The organism is Streptomyces kaniharaensis, from assembly GCF_009569385.1.
Classification (GTDB): Bacteria; Actinomycetota; Actinomycetes; order Streptomycetales; family Streptomycetaceae; genus Kitasatospora; species Kitasatospora kaniharaensis.
Window position 1 is genome coordinate 54,083 of sequence record NZ_WBOF01000003.1, and the last position, 14,217, is coordinate 68,299.

Consider the following 14,217-nt stretch of genomic DNA (forward strand, 5'->3'; position numbering starts at 1 on the left):
CCGAGCCGGACAAGTCGGCGGGCAGGTCCGGGGACTACGTCCTACGACACGATGATCTGATCGCTGATCAGGTCAGTCGCCGCCGCCCGTGCGGCGGCGACGGGTCATACCGGGAGCGAGTCGGGCCGGCTTTGCCGGCGGGTGAAGTCCTGTACGAAGGGCGAGTGGTACGCCTTGGCGACCTGCACCAGAGCCACCTCGAGGAGATCCCCGACGGCGACGGCCGCACCGTGGAGATCAAGCTCGGGGTGTTCTTGTCGAACGCCAAGGGCCGTCGGGCCAAGCTCACCGCTGAGCAGTTCGACCGACTCGCCGCACTCGGGCTCGACTGGCGCTGAGACCAGCCGGGCCCGGTGCCCGCGAGAAACGCTCCAGGCCGTCTCTGCCAGCCTGTACCCGCCGCGTCCGAGGAAATGGGCGGCGGGCGGGCGGTGTGGAGGCGGCCTGACGGCCTTCTTGGGCCGCCTTTCATGAGGGTGCCCGTCCAGCCCGGGCCGGACGGGCACGTGCTCAGGGACAGGGGCGGCCCGCGGCCATCGGGGCGGCGGCGCACCGGTCGGTCAGGCGATCGGGAGGAGGGTGCCGGTGCCTTCCGGCCGGGCCGGGCAGCACCACACGGCGGCGCCGTCCACCACCGCCGCGCGCATAGGGTGCGCGTGCCCCGGGCACGGGGGGAGCGCCGCACCGTGGGTCAGTTCGATCGCCCAGTCCTGCAGCCGGTCCGCCAGCAGCACCAGGGCGTCGGCCGGTGCCAGGTCCGGCGGCAGGTGGACCCGCGTCCACTCCGCGTCCAGGGTGACGGTCACGTGTACACCGGCCTCCGGCGGCGGGCCGTCCGGCCCGTCTGGCTCGCCTGGCGGGCCGATGGTCAGCGCCGAGTGGTAGGGCGCGTCGGGGCCGGGCAGCGGGGAGGGCCGGCCCTCCGGCACGGTCGTCACGTCGATGCGGCAGCGGCCGCCCAGGCCGAGACGGTCCAGGACCGTTCTGGCCCAGTCGGCCGCCGCCGTCGAGGGATTCGTCATCCGGCGATTATCCGCGAAGCGGTACCAGGCCGCCGGCGAACGTCAGCGTGCCGCGTCCGGGGCGCCCGCCCACGTTGACCGAGAAGGTCATGTAGTCCTGGTAGTCGATCGCGTCCCACGAAGCGACCGGGCCGATCGTCCCGTGGAACAGGTACGACTTGCCCACCGTGTGCGGGCTGTTGGCCGGCTGCGACTTGCCGTTGCGCCACCAGCGCAGACCGGTCTCCCGCACCGGGCTGCTGATGACGGCCTGCATCGCCGGGGAGATCTTGTACCCCCAGTTGATGTTGCTGTAGGCGCAGTTGTGGCGGGCGGAGAAGGTCCCGCGGGCGTCCGTCCAGCTGCGGTTGTCGTAGCACTTGAGCACGCCTCGGCCGGGCGAGCCGCCGCCCGGGTCCTGCCCGGCGGCGACCTCGCCGCCCTTGGCCGCAGCCACCGTCGGGCCCGTGGCGGCATCCGGCTCCGGCTCCTCGGGGGAGACGACGTCGGCCTCCAGGACGGCCCGCTCCTCCGCGCTCAGGTCGCTCGCGGGGGCCGGGGCGGCGGCCACCATCTCGGTCAGCTTCGCCAGTTCCTGGGCGATGTCCGCGTCGGAGCGGGCCGGCGGGGTGCCGTCGCTCGACGGGGCGGGCGGGTCGAGGTCGATGGTGAGCGTGGCGGTGGCGTTGCCGAGGTCCTCGGTGACGGTGAACGCGGCTCCGGTCCGGGCCGGGGCCCGCCCCACGTGGGCCGGCACGGCGTGGGCCGCCGGTATCGGCGCGAGAACTGCCGCGCTCAGGGCGAGGGCAATGGCGGCCGTGATCCGCCGGGACCGTGACGTCCGTAACTGCGACTGCGACATGAGCAAGCTCCCCGAAGTCGTGGCTGGCGCGGGAGTCCCCGGGATCGGGAACTGCCTTGGCGGCAGCCGGTCTTGGGAACCTAGCAGCGGGGCTTTCCGGCACTCGGGGCATCTCGGGCCATCCCGGGTCGCCTCGGCGGAAGTCCAGCCGATCGGGTACCGAGACCTCGTTCGGCGGGATGACACGGTCTCCGTCCGGCGGGGCTTGCGCCCGGGGAGGTGACGGATTGCGGACGTACACACGTGGTGTCGGAACCCGGCACAACCGAATGGAACAGAACGGAACGGCACGAAAGGGAATGGAAAGGAATGGAAGGGAAAGGCTGCTCGAATGCGTTGGAGTTTCGGATGCGTGGGACGTTCGACGCCGAATGGGAGGGAAATCCTCTTCACCCCCCACTTGGCGGGGGTACCGGCGGTACCGCCTCCCACGATGGACTGACGTCCAATCCCGTTTGGTGATGCGACAGTTGACCGACATGACCGTCATGCTGGCGGTTGCACCGGGTTCGGGGGAACCGGGCCCTACGGCAAGTGGACCGTCAAGTCCCGCTACATCGCCACCCAGTGGCGCAAGAACCGGCACCCCGACTACGACTACGGCTTCCTGGTCCTCAAGGACCAGCGCGGGCGGCGGGTCCAGGACGTCGTCGGGGCGAACGGCTGGCGCACCGGGGCCGGCTACCGCAACTACAGCGAGCTCACCGCCTACCCCGGCAACCGCAGCACGCCCCTGCAGTGCATCACCGCGACCCACCGGCTGCGCAACTACACCTGGCATGTGGAGTTCCCGTGCGAGGGCTTCGCCAACGGCGTCTCCGGAACGCTGCTGATGGAGAACTACAGCAACGACACCCAGCGGGGCGTGGCCATCGCCTCGATCGGAGGGGTCGACGGCGGGGGCGACGGAAACGACGACGTCTCGTCGGCCGTCCTGTGGAACAGCCGGACGGCGGCACTGCTGAACGCCGCCGTGCGCGGCCAGTAGCGTACAGCCGAACCACTGCCGGAAGCCGCAAGTGTCCTGCCCTGCACCGAACCGACCCGGGAGAGCTCGTGGAAGCAGAACGGACCTGGTTGACGCCGTCCCGGGCACGGTGGCTGCGCGCCGCGGCCGCGGCCGCGGCCGTCACGCTGGCCGGGTGCGGCGTGGAGGCGTGGCATCTGCTGTTCGGCAGGAGCAGGGGCTGCTGGGGCAAGGGCCCCGGCTGGGTGCCGCCCACGTTCGCGGCCCTCGCCCTGGCAGGCTTCGGGGTCCTCGCGGTCCTGCTGTGCTGGGCGGCCGTGCTCTGGGGCCGCTCCCGCGCCTCCGCGGTAACGGCCTGGGCGCTCACGGCGGTCGCGATCCTCTGCGGCATCGGCATGGTGCTGCTCGGACGCTCCTCCTACTGCGACTGACCCGCCGCCCCGGGGTCGGCCACTGCTGGTGGTCGCGGTGGGGCGGCCCGTCCGTCGGCATGGGCGGGCCGCGCGGGGAACGGCTACTCGTCGGCGGACACCAGGCTGTGTAGGGTCTCGCCGCTCGTGACATGTCGATCTTGCGTGACCTGGGCGTTCTTGGCTGTCTCACGGCCTTGTCACCCCATGATCAGTCTCAAATCCGTGGCATTTCCCGCGAGGGCGAGGTCGAGATCAGGCGGCTTGCCCGTGTCGGCCGAGTACACCAGGCTGAGCCCCGAGCACGAGGACTACCGGCGAGCCCAGATCGCGCACCGATGAGTTTCCCGCACCGCGCTGGTCTATACGCCGGACACCCACGGACGGAAGGCTGGGCCATGCGGAAACTGATCTACGGCATGAACCTGACCCTGGACGGCTACATCGCCGCGGCCGGCGACGACATCGGCTGGAGCGGACCGCCGAGCCACGAGCTGTTCCAGTGGTGGCTCGACCACGAGCAGGCGAGTGGCCTGTCGCTGTACGGGCGCAAGCTATGGGAGACGATGAGCTCCTACTGGCCTACCGGCGACCAACAGCCCAACGCCACCCCGGCGGAGATCGAGTTCGCGCGGACCTGGCGGGACACGCCGAAGGTGGTGTTCTCCTCGACGATCGACGAGGTCGACTGGAACACCCGCCTGGTCACCGGCGACGCGATCGCCGAGATCACCCGGCTCAAGGCCGAGGACGGCGGCCCAATGAACATCGGCGGCGCAACGCTTGCCGGGGCGGCCATGCGCGCCGGGCTGATCGACGAGTACGTGATCGCCGCCCATCCGGTCCTGGTGGGCGGCGGCACGCCGTTCTTCACCGCGCTGGACAGCTGGGTGAACCTGAACCTGGTGGAGACGCGGACGTTTCCCGGCGGCGTGGTCCTGACCAGGTACGAGACGAGGCGCTGAGCAGCTTCCCGCCGCCGGGTGCCGGGTGACGGTTGGGAGTCAGCGCAGCCCGCGGCGACGTCCGCCAAACAATGCGGCCCTTGGGGCCGCGGCGATCACCTCGGGCGCCCGGACGGCGCCGTGTCGTCGGCCAGCACGTTTACGGTCTGGCGGCCGGATAACCGGTGGAGCCGTGGGCGGGCTGGTGACAGGGTGAGCGCCATGCCGTCCACCACTGTCGAACAGCTGCTTCGTGAGCTGCACGCCACACTCGCCCTGCGCAAGCGCCCGGAAGACGTGGCCCGGCTCCTCCAGGACGTGTACGCCGCCGCCGGCACCGAACTCGACCCGGACACCCGGGACGCCCTCGCGAAGGCCGCCGAGCACTCACTGCGCAACCTCTGGCACGGCTACACGTCCATGCGGGAGGAGTTCGCTCGCCCGGTCGGTGCGCAGCGTCAACTCGCCCGGGCCGCAGTGCTGTTCGAGGGCGTACCGGAGCTCCCGGACAGCGCCGGGGACGATCCGGCCCGGATCGAGGAGGTCGTCCGGCGTGCGGGCGAGGAGATCGGCCGGGCGTACGGGCAGAACGACTTCGGTCTGGACCGTCTCGACCGGGCAGGGCGCGCGGAGGCGGGCCTCGGCGAGGTCTCCAAGCGCCAGTACAACAAACGCTTTCGGCTGCTGCGGCGAATGGAGGCCAAGCTGGCGCGGCTGCTCCACGAACAGCGCCGCCGCGAGATCGCCCTGACCGGCAAGGGCGCGCTCGCCCATGGCCTGCCGTACGAGCTGTTCGCCGCGGACGTGGACACGGCGGCCTTCATCGCGTACGTCACGGCGCGCGGCTACATGCGGAGCATCTTCACCAACGGGCGCCAGCGCCAGGTCTACGACGAGGTCGCCGAGGCGCTGTTCCGCCGGTTGCAGGCCAGTCCGGAGCGGACCGGCTGGTACGCGGTCGCTCATGTGCACCCGAGGGCCGAGGTGCTGGCCCAGGTGTCCGACCAGGACCTCGCCCGGTTGCTGGTCCGCTGGAACGGCGTGCTGCGCGAGGTCGCCGGTCTGCTGGAGGATGCCTGGAACCGGCAGCCGCTGGAACGCACCACGATGGTCGTGCGCCGTGGCAACGACTCGTCGACGTGGAACCAGGCCGCGCAGGCGTGGAACACCGCGCGGGCCCACTGGTTCGCGCTGGTGGCCGAGTTGGGCGAGGACCGCATTCTGGACCGGTTCTGCCCCGGCAAGGTGCCCCGTCTGATGGCGGCCGACGTCGCCAACTGGCGCCGCAGGACGCACGGCGGGCTGCACCCGGACACCTACGTCTGGGCGGACCTGCCGCTGCCCTGGGAGGTGCTGCGGGGCGAGCAGCAGTGCCCGCGGTCCCTGGTCGAGCGGGTCTGCGCCCGCTACAAGGTGGATCCGGTGGCCGGGGCCTGGACCACCGCCAGGCCGGCGGTCCGGGCCGTCGCCTTCCAGCGGACGCCCGAGCTGGTGCACGGGGTCGCCGTCAGGGATCCGCTGATGGCGAGCGCGTTGCGGTCGGCCGGGATCTTCTCGGGCAAGGGCAAGCGGGCCGCCGCCGAGGAGTGGGCCTGACCGGGGCTGCCGCCGCGACGCCGCGATTATCGGTTGACCGCCGGCGGCGGGCCTGGCGATGATCGCGGTGGCGGCGAGGAAGCTCTGCGGAGGAGCGCCCGGCTCTGACTTCCGGGTGGACGCAGGTTCGAATCCTGTCCTCGCCGCCGCTGCCGGTCGACGAGACCGTAGCCGGCTGGGGATGGGAGCCGCTGACTGGCGTTCTCCTTCCCGGGACAGACGGCCGCCGAGGGCGACGTCGACGCCGCGCCCAGTGAGGTGGGCCTGTTCGTCCTGGCCGACACGAGCGAGCAGGCAGCCTGGCAGCAGATCCGCGACCTCCAGGCCCTCACCGACCGCCACCCGCTCGTCGCCCGGACGCTGACGACCGTGAAGGCCGGCGTGGCCCGCCTCGCGGACCTGGAGCAGCACCGCACCAACGCCGCAGTCTGGCAGCCGCTCGACCCCGCCCACGTGCTCGACCCCGAGCAGGCGGCGCCACGGCTCGGCGATCCGGGCCTGCGGGCCGTCGGCCGGGGTGGGCCCCGTGGCGGCGGGCCGAACGGCCTGGCCGAGGCGGCGCAGCGCGCCCAGGTCGACCTTGCGGTTGGCGGTCAGCGACGACCAGCGGCCCCGGTGCGGGCCTGGGAGCTCCGGACCCGCGGGAACTCCTCCGGGTCGAGGGCGGCCAGCGCGTTGCGGGTGGTGGCCTGGGCGGCCTTGGGGTCGCTGGTCGACCGGCAGGCGTGCGGCGAGATGGTCGGTCACCGGGTCCAGCAGACCGGCCAGGTCGGTGCAGCGGTGCTGGAGGGAGGCGACGGAGATGTCCAGCGCGGACGCGAGGGTGCGGAAGCTGAGCGCGGTGGGCCCGTCCTGATCCATGAAGAACTTGTTCGACTGGGTTCTCGTCAGACGAAGAAGGCGTTCATGCCGGGGACGTCGGACAGGTAGGTCTCGATGTCGGCGATCCTGCCGTCGCGCAGGTGGCAGACGGTGGTCAGGTACTCGTCCAGGACCGCGTCCGGGCGCTGGGCGGTGTTGTGCAGCGACAGGGCCATGTTCTCGCGGCTGACCAGGACGTGCAGCAGCTCGAAGGAGACACCGTAGGAGGCGATCTTCCGGGCACGCTCGATCACGGCGTCCCCGCCGAGGACGGTGCCGCTGATGGTGTTGTCGCCCGGCAGAGTCCAGGTGGCGTCGTCGTGGAGCATGGACCGGATGGCCGGCCAGTCGCCGGTGATGAGTGCGGCGTGGAAGCGCTGGCCGAGGTCGCGGGCAGTGGTGGTCATGGCAGTCCCCTCCGGAATGATGGCGATAACCCACCTAAAGCAGATCGATTTGCTTTAGTGAGACTAGCGCCCATGCGACACTAAAAGCAATCCGCTCTGCGTTAACCTGGGAGGCGTGAACGCCGACACCCCTGCCAAGCGTCCCGGCGGCCGCAGCGCCCGCGTCCAGGCGGCCGTCCACCGGGCCGTCATTGACCTGGCCGGCGAGCGCGGCGCGGCCCAGCTGGCGATTCCCGCGGTGGCCGAGCGCGCCGGGGTCAACCCCACCACCATCTACCGGCGTTGGGGCACCCTGCAGGCCCTGCTGGCCGAGCTGGCGGCCCAGCACGAGACCGATGCCCGGCCCCCTTCCAGCGGCGATCTCCGCACGGACCTCGAGGCCTACGCGGTCCGCACGCTGACCGACCTGACCCGCCCCGGCGGCATCGCCTTCTTCCGGGCGGAGGTCTCCCCCGACATCGACGAGCGCCGCAGCGGCCTCCGGGAATGCCTGCAACGCGCCACCGCCGGCCTCGACGTGGTCCTCGAAGCCTCCCGCGGCCGGGGCGAAACGCCGCCCCCACCCGAACGGCTGCTCGACCGGATCGTCGCCCCGCTCTACTTCCGCGTCGTCTTCTCCATGCCGGACACCGACGAGGCCTACGCCCGCGCCCTGGTCACCAACCTGCTCAGCGACCCCTCCCGACCGCAACGCTGACCGTCCGCCGACTCCACCACGCCGGCCACGGAGCCCGCCCTCGACAAGAATCCCAACGCCATCGAGGACACCGCCCTGGAGCCGGTGGTCAAACCTCGACGAGACAAACTCACGCCAGTCGAACTTCGATGAGACTCGCCAAACTTCGGTGAGACGGGTCAGCTGTCCTGCGACAGGTGATCTTGACCGATTGTCAAGTGATCTTGACCGTCAGAAGGCCCGCGGCACATCAAGCCCAGAGAGGTGCCCCGATTCACCGAACGACCTGTCGAGCTATCAGCCGGCCAGGGCAGGACCCGGTCCGGGGTGCGGTGGCGGTGCGCGGTGTCGATACGATCTTCCTCGCCGCGCACGCAGGTGCGAGGGCGGGGGCTGGGGTGCGACCGCGTGGTGCCCTCGTTCGCGCCCGGTGCCCCACCTGGGGACCGCTCGGGTCCGGGCGAGCGGTGCCACCCCGTCCGCTAGGAAGCAGTTCATGGTCTTCTTGTCCCTCGTTGTGTTCGTGGTCGTTGCGGGCATGCTCGTTTCCTCGCGAGTCTCCCGGATGCGGCAAAGCCGCAGGGAGGCCGAGCTGCGACGGGGCCTGGTCCCCCGCGAGCAGCTCGTGCTGCCGGGCGATGTGCCGTCCGCCGAGTTGGCGGCCGTGCTGGATGCGGCCCGGACTGGTGACTGGCGCCCGGTGGCCGGATACCTGGCCGAGGCCGGCAGCGACGGTGATGCGAACCGGCGCTGGATGCGAATGGAACCGCTGGGTGCGGCGGCGGTGGCGGAGGACCACTGGCTGCGGCTGTGGCGCGAGGAGGAGCCGCGCAGCGCGGTGGCCGTGCTGCTGCAGACCGATGCGCTGGTCCAGCGTGCGTGGGAGATCCGTACCGGCAGGTACGCCTCCGAGGTGACTACGGAGCAGGCCCGCGGGTTCCACCAGGTCCTGCGCGAGGCGGAGCGGGTCGCGCAGGAGGCCGTCCAGCTGGCGCCGGCCGAGGACCCCAATCCCTGGGTGGCACAGATCGCCATTGCCATGGGGCTGGGCTGGTCGCACGAGGACTTCCGTGCGCTCTGGGCCGAGGTGGTGGCCCGTGATCCGCACCACCTGCGGGCGCACGAGGGCGCGCTGCAGTACTGGTGCGCCAAGTGGCACGGCAGCCACGAGCTGATGCACGCGTTCGTCGACACCGCGCTCGCCGACGCGCCGGCCGGCAGCCTGCTGACCACCTTGAGGGTGCGGGCGTCCTATGAACAGATCACTCGCGACAAGGCAGGGGCGGCCGCCTACCGGACGCCGGAGTTCACCGCAGCCGTGGACGCACTGCTCGCCGACCTGGCGCAGGCCGATCCGGCGCATCCGCAGCTTCAGGCTGCCCGGGGCTGGGCCGCCTGGGCGCTGGTCATGAACGCCCGGGTGGCACAGGCGCTGGAGCTGTTCCACGTGATGGGTCGCGAGGTGGCCGGCCCCTGGCGCAACTACGACGAGCCGCAGAAGGCCTTCGACCGGATGCGCGAGATCTGCGTGCAGGCGATCGCTCGGGCGAAGGCCTAGCCAGGTGATCAACGCAGTCGCCTCGGCGTCGACCGCGGCGGGATTCTCATAGAGGGCGAGCCCGGCGTCGCGGAAGCGGATACTGCGAGAGAGGCAACGCTTCGAGCAGGTACTGCGGGTGGACAGTCGGCGCGCACCACCAAGCCCTCGCCGCCATCAACTCCTCGAAGACGCCCGTCATTGTTCGGAGTTGAGCCGCCCTCGGCGAGGGCCCGGGGCGCCCGCTGGAAGGATCTCCTGCATGACCTCCCCGCTCCGCGTCCTTCACATCCTCGGCGACCGCCCGTTCGTCGAGGTCGGTCAGCCTGTCCTCGCCGTGCCCGACGAAGGACGCGGCCTGCTCGCCGTCGCGGGCGAGCGCGGGTTCGCCCAGACGGCGACGGTGGGGGTGTACGGCACGGGAGACCTCGGCTGCCGGGCCGTGCTCCGCACGCGCTTCCCAGTGCACGCGCTGGCCTTCCACCCCACGGCACCGCTGCTCGCCGCCGGCACCGGGGAGTACGACGGCGGCTACTTCTTCGAGGGGGAACTGCTCCTGCTCGACTGGGAAACGGGCGCCACCACCTCCCTGATCGAGCACGATTTCGGCCGCCAGGTCCTCGGACTGACGTGGCTCGACGGGCAGACCCTGCGGATGCTGATGGCACCGCCCGACGACGGGAAGGACGACCTGAAGGCGCAGGTCGAAGGCCACGTCGCCGTCGTGCGGCGGCCCGACTGGTGCGCCGCCGCACCGCGTTCGCTCACCGCTGCTGACCTGGCGGGCCCCCGGGTGTCCGCCCCGCGCCCCGATGGACGGGACGGGGCCCGCCGAGCTCTTTGCGTGCTGAGCCCGGACTGGGAGCCCCGGCGGCACGTCGTCGCCGTCGAGGAGTTGCTGGACGGCGCGGTCCTGGCCACCCTCCACCGAGAGGAGGACGACCCAGAGCGGCCCGTCAGTGCCCTCGCCGACGGACTGCTGATCCAGCACCACACCACGGCGTACATCGACCGGCACGAGCGCCTGCGGATCCGGCACGGCAGCCGGGACTACGTCAACGAGGCCCCACGGGCCCGCCGGGGGCCGAGGCAGCACTGGCTCTCGGTGCGCTCCCCCGAGGGGACGGGCGTCCAGCTCCTGTTCCCGTTCTCCTGGGAGCCTGGGGAGACGCACTTCCCCGGCCCCGGCGTGGAGACCGACGACGGCGACCTGGTGCACGCCGGCACCGTCTACAGCGGCCACGGGCTGCAGCCCGGCGGCTCCTTCGTCGTCCGCCGCGCGGCCACCGACGGCGCGCCACGCTGGGTCTTCCGGACCGACTACGTCGCCACCGACCTCGACACCGATCCGGACACCGCCTACGTCGCCTACCGCAACGGCGAGCTCCTGGCCCTCGACCTCCGCGACGGCACCCTTCGCTGGAGCCACCGGCTGACCGTCGCCGGTGTCCCCGCCGTCCCGACGGCGCTCACCGCCACCGAACCCGGCCGCCTGCTCGTCGGCACGGCCGACGGCCGGGTCCTGGACTGCATGACCGCGTAACCCCTCCGCCCCGCCATGGCACATCGTCAGCCCGTACGCTCGGGGCGTTCCTCGTCGTACTGCGTGTGTTCCGAGGTCTCCTGTTCATGCTGATCGGCTACGCAGCGCTCCTACTCGTCCGAAAGCGGGCGCCGAAGCGCTGAGGGCAGTGATGGCATCGATCTCGTCGGCGAGAGTGGCCCGGACTTCGGCCCGGCACACGAGGCCGGCCCTCAGGCGGCCGTGGAGGCGGCATCGCTCCAACCACGGCCGGTGAGATGGGCCATGTGCCACACCGGGTGGCAGGTGACAGTACGGTCCTGGCAACCGAGCCGATACCGGCACCGGGTGTCCACGATCTCGCCCGGGAACCGTCGCCGCGCAGCCGGTTGGGCGGCCGCGGCCGGGCCGAGTTCGGCCTGGCACCGCGGCCGCTGTCATTACTCAGAGTTGCCAAGGAGTGCTGGCTTCCTGTATTCGTATGCGGCCATCCCCGTGTCCCCCTAAGGATTGACGTGTCCATACCCCCCAGTGAGGCCCCCCAGCAGCCCTACGGCGCGCCGCAGCAGCCGTACGGCTACCCGACCCCGATCCAGCAGCCGACCGGCTCGAACGGCTTCGCGATCGCCGGTCTGGTCCTGGCCTTCTTCTTCTCCCCGCTCGGCCTCATCTTCAGCATCATCGGCCTGGTCAAGTCCAAGAGCGCCGGCAAGGGCAAAGTGCCGGCGATCATCGGTCTCATCGTGTCGCTCCTCTCGATCGCGGTGGGCATCACGGTCTTCGTGGTGATCGGTTCGAAGGTGGTCAAGGCCATCGATCCCGGGTGCACCAGCGCCACCAGCACTGTGACCACCTACTCGGACAAGATTTCCGCCGACGCCAGCAACCCGGACGCGCTGAAGGCCGACCTCAAGAACGCGACCGACCAGCTGAACGCCGCCGCGGCCAAGGCCGGCAACGCCAATGCCAAGAACGCGATCAGCGCGCTGGCCGCCGACTACCAGCAGATGTACACCGCGGTCAGCACCGGCACCGCGCCGAGCGCCGACCTGCAGTCGAAGCTGGAGACCGACGCCAACAAGGTCGACACCGCCTGCGGCCACATCGGCAGCTGACCCCTGGGGGTCACCGCGCCGGCGACATGGTTCGACGCGCCTACCGCTGGCTGACCTCCCGCCGGCGCCCGGCACACGTTCCCCTCCTGGGGGACGTGTGCCGGGTCCGCCTCGCCACCGGCGCCGTTGGCCGGACCCTCCGAGTGCCACCGGCGGCGAGGTAGGCGGGCAGGCGGCGGTACGATCTGTTCCAGTCGGGGTCGAGGCGCCACGGGGGTCCAGGGCGTCGCGCTTGGCCACCTGGCCGTCGGTCAGGTCAGTGGTGTTGTGCTGGCGGCGCATCCACTGCCCGGCGTTGTACTCGTCGGCCTTCGCGGTGGCCGGGATCGCCAGATGGCCGTGCCCGCGGTGGAACGGTGTGGCGTAGGCGGCGGCACCGCCTGATCAAGCAGACCCAGAAGCGCCGCACCCGCCTCCACGCCGAGGGCCTGGCCGAGTTCGTGACCCTGCCGCAGGCCGGCCGCGCGAAGGCCTGGCACCTCACCGCAGCCGGCTCCGCCGTCGCCGCCACCTTCCCCGGGGCCCGCCGCTCGGACGCCCAGGCACCGGCCGCCGAGCAGCTCGCCGTCCGACACGCGCGGAGCAAGGCCCACGATCTCGGCGGCGTAGCGCGTCCGGACGTCACCGGCCCCGTGGGGCTGGTCCGCGCCCGCCATGATCGCTGGCCTGCCTTGATCTTTCGTGACGGTCCGTGACTTGTTCGGCGGCCGTTTCGGCGTGCCAGGCCGGCGCCCGGCCCGGCACGCGCCAACTCCCCGTGCCAGCATGGCCTGTGCCGACGGTCGCGAAGGGATGGACATCCGGTGGATGACGAGCATGACGACCAGCGATTCCAACAGGCCAGCCCGCCCCGGCCTGCCCGCGTCCCGGCACCATGACACGTCCGGCGGATAATGGCCGAGGCTGCAGACTGGCTGCGCCAGCGGCAGCGATCGATGGAGAGGCGGAGGACGGATGACCCTGGAGGAAGGCCGGCGCGTCAGGTTGGCCGAGGACCTCGGGATCGGTGAGGCAGTCGCCGGGGAGCCTGGGGCCGTCGTCGGGTTTCTCTTGCTGGGCGCCGGGATCGAGGGCACCGTCGAGCGGGTGGAGGAGCTCCCGGAGGACGAGGAGGTCCGCGAGTACCAGCGACTGAAAGCGCTGTTCGAGGACTACGGGCACACCATGCCGGTGGCGAGCCGGGAGCGGCTGGAGGCGCAGATCGCCGAGCTGGAACCGAAGTGGGCCGCGTACCAGGAGCGGGGGACACAGGTGACGGTCCGGGTCCGGCTGGACAACGGCCTGGTCCTCGACGGGGCGCACCAGGACATCCTCACGCCACTGTGAGGATCGAATCGCCGACCGGGTCCTATCCCAACTTCGGCACCCCGAACTTCACCTCGGCCACCATCAACGGCCAGTCCCTCGGACCCTTCAAGCCGACCGCGCTCGACCCCAGCTCGAACGGCACCTACGAGGCCCGCACCAGCGCGCTCGGCTCCAGCGGCACCAGCTTCACCGAAGCGCCCCTGCACGAGTAACCGCACCCGCGCTGGGACGCACACCCGCCCGAGCGTACGCAAGCTCCTGCGGGCCGAGATCCACGCCGCGGCCCTGGCCCACCCTGGAACGACCAACAGAAGCAGCGCGGGTCATCCGGCGCGGCTCCACCTCTCGCCGACGCCCACGCAAAGCCACAATCGCCGTCGATGCCGCACACTCATCTACGGGCGGGCCGGATTCGAGCCCTACTCCCCCGCCCCGCCGGTCCTGGTACGACGCCCGCGCCCGCCAGGCTCACCCTCGCGTCCGCCACCGCCGGGCCGCTGGGCGGTCAGTCGCGCAGTTGCTCGGCCGTCGCCTGGTACGCCTCGGTGGCGCGGGCGAAGTAGTCGAAGAGGACAGCGAGTTGCTCGGGTGAGTACCCGGCCAGGATCTCACCGATCCGCTGCCGGGCGGGCGCCACGGCCTGGTCGAGGGCGGCGGGGCTGGCGACCGGTTCGACGATGACCTTGCGCCGGTCGCCGGGATCGGGCACCCGGCGCACGTAGCCCGCCTGCTCCAGGCGGTCGATCAGGCGCGTGGTGGGGCCGGTGGTCAGCCCGGTGCGAGTGGCCAGTTCGCCGGGGGTCATGGCCCCGGACAGTTCGAGGATGTTCAGCGCGTACAGGTCGGTGGCGCCGAGATCGCACGCCCGGGCGCTCGCGTGGCCGTGGAACATGACCGCGCTGAGGTAGCGGCGGTAGACCGCGCTCGCGTCGGCGGGCATCGCAGGCGTTGACACGGGGTTCCCCCCTCCCTAGTCTCTTCTCCAAGGAAGAGAAATCTTCAATGAAGTAA

The 14,217-nt window shown here is 71.4% G+C and carries 17 protein-coding genes and 1 tRNA gene; 14 read left to right on the top strand and 4 right to left on the bottom strand.

The window, feature by feature from the left end; translation table 11 throughout:
- The first annotated feature begins 164 nt into the window (after positions 1-164).
- Positions 165-338 carry a helicase associated domain-containing protein gene (locus tag F7Q99_RS31385; RefSeq protein WP_230211104.1) on the top strand — a complete coding sequence of 58 codons (174 nt, stop codon included), beginning with the start codon at positions 165-167 and terminating at the stop codon, positions 336-338.
- 222 nt (positions 339-560) lie between these two features.
- Here F7Q99_RS31385 and F7Q99_RS31390 read toward each other — a convergent pair whose 3' ends face one another.
- Both F7Q99_RS31390 and F7Q99_RS31395 read right to left on the bottom strand, forming a co-directional pair.
- Positions 561-1,022 (bottom strand): hypothetical protein, encoded by a 462-nt coding sequence (locus F7Q99_RS31390; protein WP_153467790.1) that lies wholly within the window; start codon positions 1,020-1,022, stop codon positions 561-563.
- Between the two features lie 7 nt (positions 1,023-1,029).
- The gene (locus F7Q99_RS31395) at positions 1,030-1,863 is read right to left on the bottom strand and encodes a hypothetical protein (protein ID WP_153467793.1); all 834 of its coding nucleotides are present in this window, start codon (positions 1,861-1,863) and stop codon (positions 1,030-1,032) included.
- A gap of 781 nt (positions 1,864-2,644) precedes the next feature.
- Between F7Q99_RS31395 and F7Q99_RS31400 the strand changes: the two genes are divergently transcribed.
- The 6 genes from F7Q99_RS31400 (at position 2,645) to F7Q99_RS31425 (ending at position 6,710) form a co-directional block, all read left to right on the top strand.
- Positions 2,645-2,851, top strand: a complete 207-nt coding sequence (locus tag F7Q99_RS31400) for a hypothetical protein (RefSeq protein ID WP_153467796.1) — start codon at positions 2,645-2,647, stop codon at positions 2,849-2,851.
- A 68-nt stretch (positions 2,852-2,919) separates the two neighbouring features.
- Positions 2,920-3,261: a hypothetical protein gene (locus tag F7Q99_RS31405; RefSeq protein ID WP_153467799.1), complete on the top strand. Its 342-nt coding sequence runs from the start codon at positions 2,920-2,922 to the stop codon at positions 3,259-3,261.
- 377 nt (positions 3,262-3,638) lie between these two features.
- Entirely contained in the window at positions 3,639-4,205 is a 567-nt protein-coding gene (locus F7Q99_RS31410) for a dihydrofolate reductase family protein (protein WP_153467802.1), read from the top strand.
- A 201-nt stretch (positions 4,206-4,406) separates the two neighbouring features.
- Positions 4,407-5,780, top strand: a complete 1,374-nt coding sequence (locus F7Q99_RS31415; RefSeq protein ID WP_153467805.1) for a hypothetical protein — start codon at positions 4,407-4,409, stop codon at positions 5,778-5,780.
- Positions 5,781-5,852: 72 nt separating this feature from the next.
- Positions 5,853-5,926: transfer RNA gene (locus F7Q99_RS31420), tRNA-Gln, on the top strand.
- A 112-nt stretch (positions 5,927-6,038) separates the two neighbouring features.
- Positions 6,039-6,710, top strand: a complete 672-nt coding sequence (locus F7Q99_RS31425) for a hypothetical protein (RefSeq protein WP_153467808.1) — start codon at positions 6,039-6,041, stop codon at positions 6,708-6,710.
- Here F7Q99_RS31425 and F7Q99_RS31430 read toward each other — a convergent pair.
- Positions 6,668-7,048, bottom strand: coding sequence for a nuclear transport factor 2 family protein (locus tag F7Q99_RS31430; RefSeq protein ID WP_153467811.1), 381 nt, complete (start codon positions 7,046-7,048; stop codon positions 6,668-6,670). The genes F7Q99_RS31425 and F7Q99_RS31430 overlap by 43 nt on opposite strands.
- A 115-nt stretch (positions 7,049-7,163) precedes the next feature.
- Between F7Q99_RS31430 and F7Q99_RS31435 the strand changes: the two genes are divergently transcribed.
- The 7 genes from F7Q99_RS31435 (at position 7,164) to F7Q99_RS31465 (ending at position 13,418) form a co-directional block, all read left to right on the top strand.
- Positions 7,164-7,745 (top strand): TetR/AcrR family transcriptional regulator, encoded by a 582-nt coding sequence (locus tag F7Q99_RS31435; RefSeq protein ID WP_326847379.1) that lies wholly within the window; start codon positions 7,164-7,166, stop codon positions 7,743-7,745.
- Positions 7,746-8,220: 475 nt separating this feature from the next.
- Positions 8,221-9,282, top strand: coding sequence for a DUF4034 domain-containing protein (locus F7Q99_RS31440; protein WP_153467817.1), 1,062 nt, complete (start codon positions 8,221-8,223; stop codon positions 9,280-9,282).
- Between the two features lie 241 nt (positions 9,283-9,523).
- Entirely contained in the window at positions 9,524-10,804 is a 1,281-nt protein-coding gene (locus F7Q99_RS31445; protein ID WP_153467820.1) for a PQQ-binding-like beta-propeller repeat protein, read from the top strand.
- Positions 10,805-11,298: 494 nt separating this feature from the next.
- The gene (locus F7Q99_RS31450; protein WP_153467823.1) at positions 11,299-11,898 is read left to right on the top strand and encodes a DUF4190 domain-containing protein; all 600 of its coding nucleotides are present in this window, start codon (positions 11,299-11,301) and stop codon (positions 11,896-11,898) included.
- A gap of 356 nt (positions 11,899-12,254) precedes the next feature.
- On the top strand, positions 12,255-12,593 hold the full coding sequence (locus F7Q99_RS31455) for a hypothetical protein (protein ID WP_153467826.1): 339 nt from the start codon (positions 12,255-12,257) through the stop codon (positions 12,591-12,593).
- Positions 12,594-12,852: 259 nt separating this feature from the next.
- Complete coding sequence (locus F7Q99_RS31460) at positions 12,853-13,224, top strand: hypothetical protein (RefSeq protein WP_153467829.1); 372 nt, start codon at positions 12,853-12,855, stop codon at positions 13,222-13,224.
- Positions 13,221-13,418, top strand: coding sequence for a hypothetical protein (locus F7Q99_RS31465; protein ID WP_153467832.1), 198 nt, complete (start codon positions 13,221-13,223; stop codon positions 13,416-13,418). Before F7Q99_RS31460 ends, F7Q99_RS31465 begins: the two co-directional genes overlap by 4 nt.
- 293 nt (positions 13,419-13,711) lie before the next feature.
- On the opposite strand, the gene F7Q99_RS31470 is transcribed toward F7Q99_RS31465, so the two are convergent.
- On the bottom strand, positions 13,712-14,161 hold the full coding sequence (locus F7Q99_RS31470) for a MarR family winged helix-turn-helix transcriptional regulator (RefSeq protein WP_326847380.1): 450 nt from the start codon (positions 14,159-14,161) through the stop codon (positions 13,712-13,714).
- Positions 14,162-14,217: the final 56 nt, after the last annotated feature.

Coding starts and splice junctions, on each gene's coding strand:
- F7Q99_RS31460 (WP_153467829.1), top strand. CDS start 12,853: ATGACCCTGGAGGAAGGCCGGCGCGTCAGGTTGGCCGAGGACCTCGGG.
- F7Q99_RS31445 (WP_153467820.1), top strand. CDS start 9,524: ATGACCTCCCCGCTCCGCGTCCTTCACATCCTCGGCGACCGCCCGTTC.
- F7Q99_RS31410 (WP_153467802.1), top strand. CDS start 3,639: ATGCGGAAACTGATCTACGGCATGAACCTGACCCTGGACGGCTACATC.
- F7Q99_RS31440 (WP_153467817.1), top strand. CDS start 8,221: ATGGTCTTCTTGTCCCTCGTTGTGTTCGTGGTCGTTGCGGGCATGCTC.
- F7Q99_RS31430 (WP_153467811.1), bottom strand. CDS start 7,048: ATGACCACCACTGCCCGCGACCTCGGCCAGCGCTTCCACGCCGCACTC.
- F7Q99_RS31390 (WP_153467790.1), bottom strand. CDS start 1,022: ATGACGAATCCCTCGACGGCGGCGGCCGACTGGGCCAGAACGGTCCTG.
- F7Q99_RS31395 (WP_153467793.1), bottom strand. CDS start 1,863: ATGTCGCAGTCGCAGTTACGGACGTCACGGTCCCGGCGGATCACGGCC.
- F7Q99_RS31415 (WP_153467805.1), top strand. CDS start 4,407: ATGCCGTCCACCACTGTCGAACAGCTGCTTCGTGAGCTGCACGCCACA.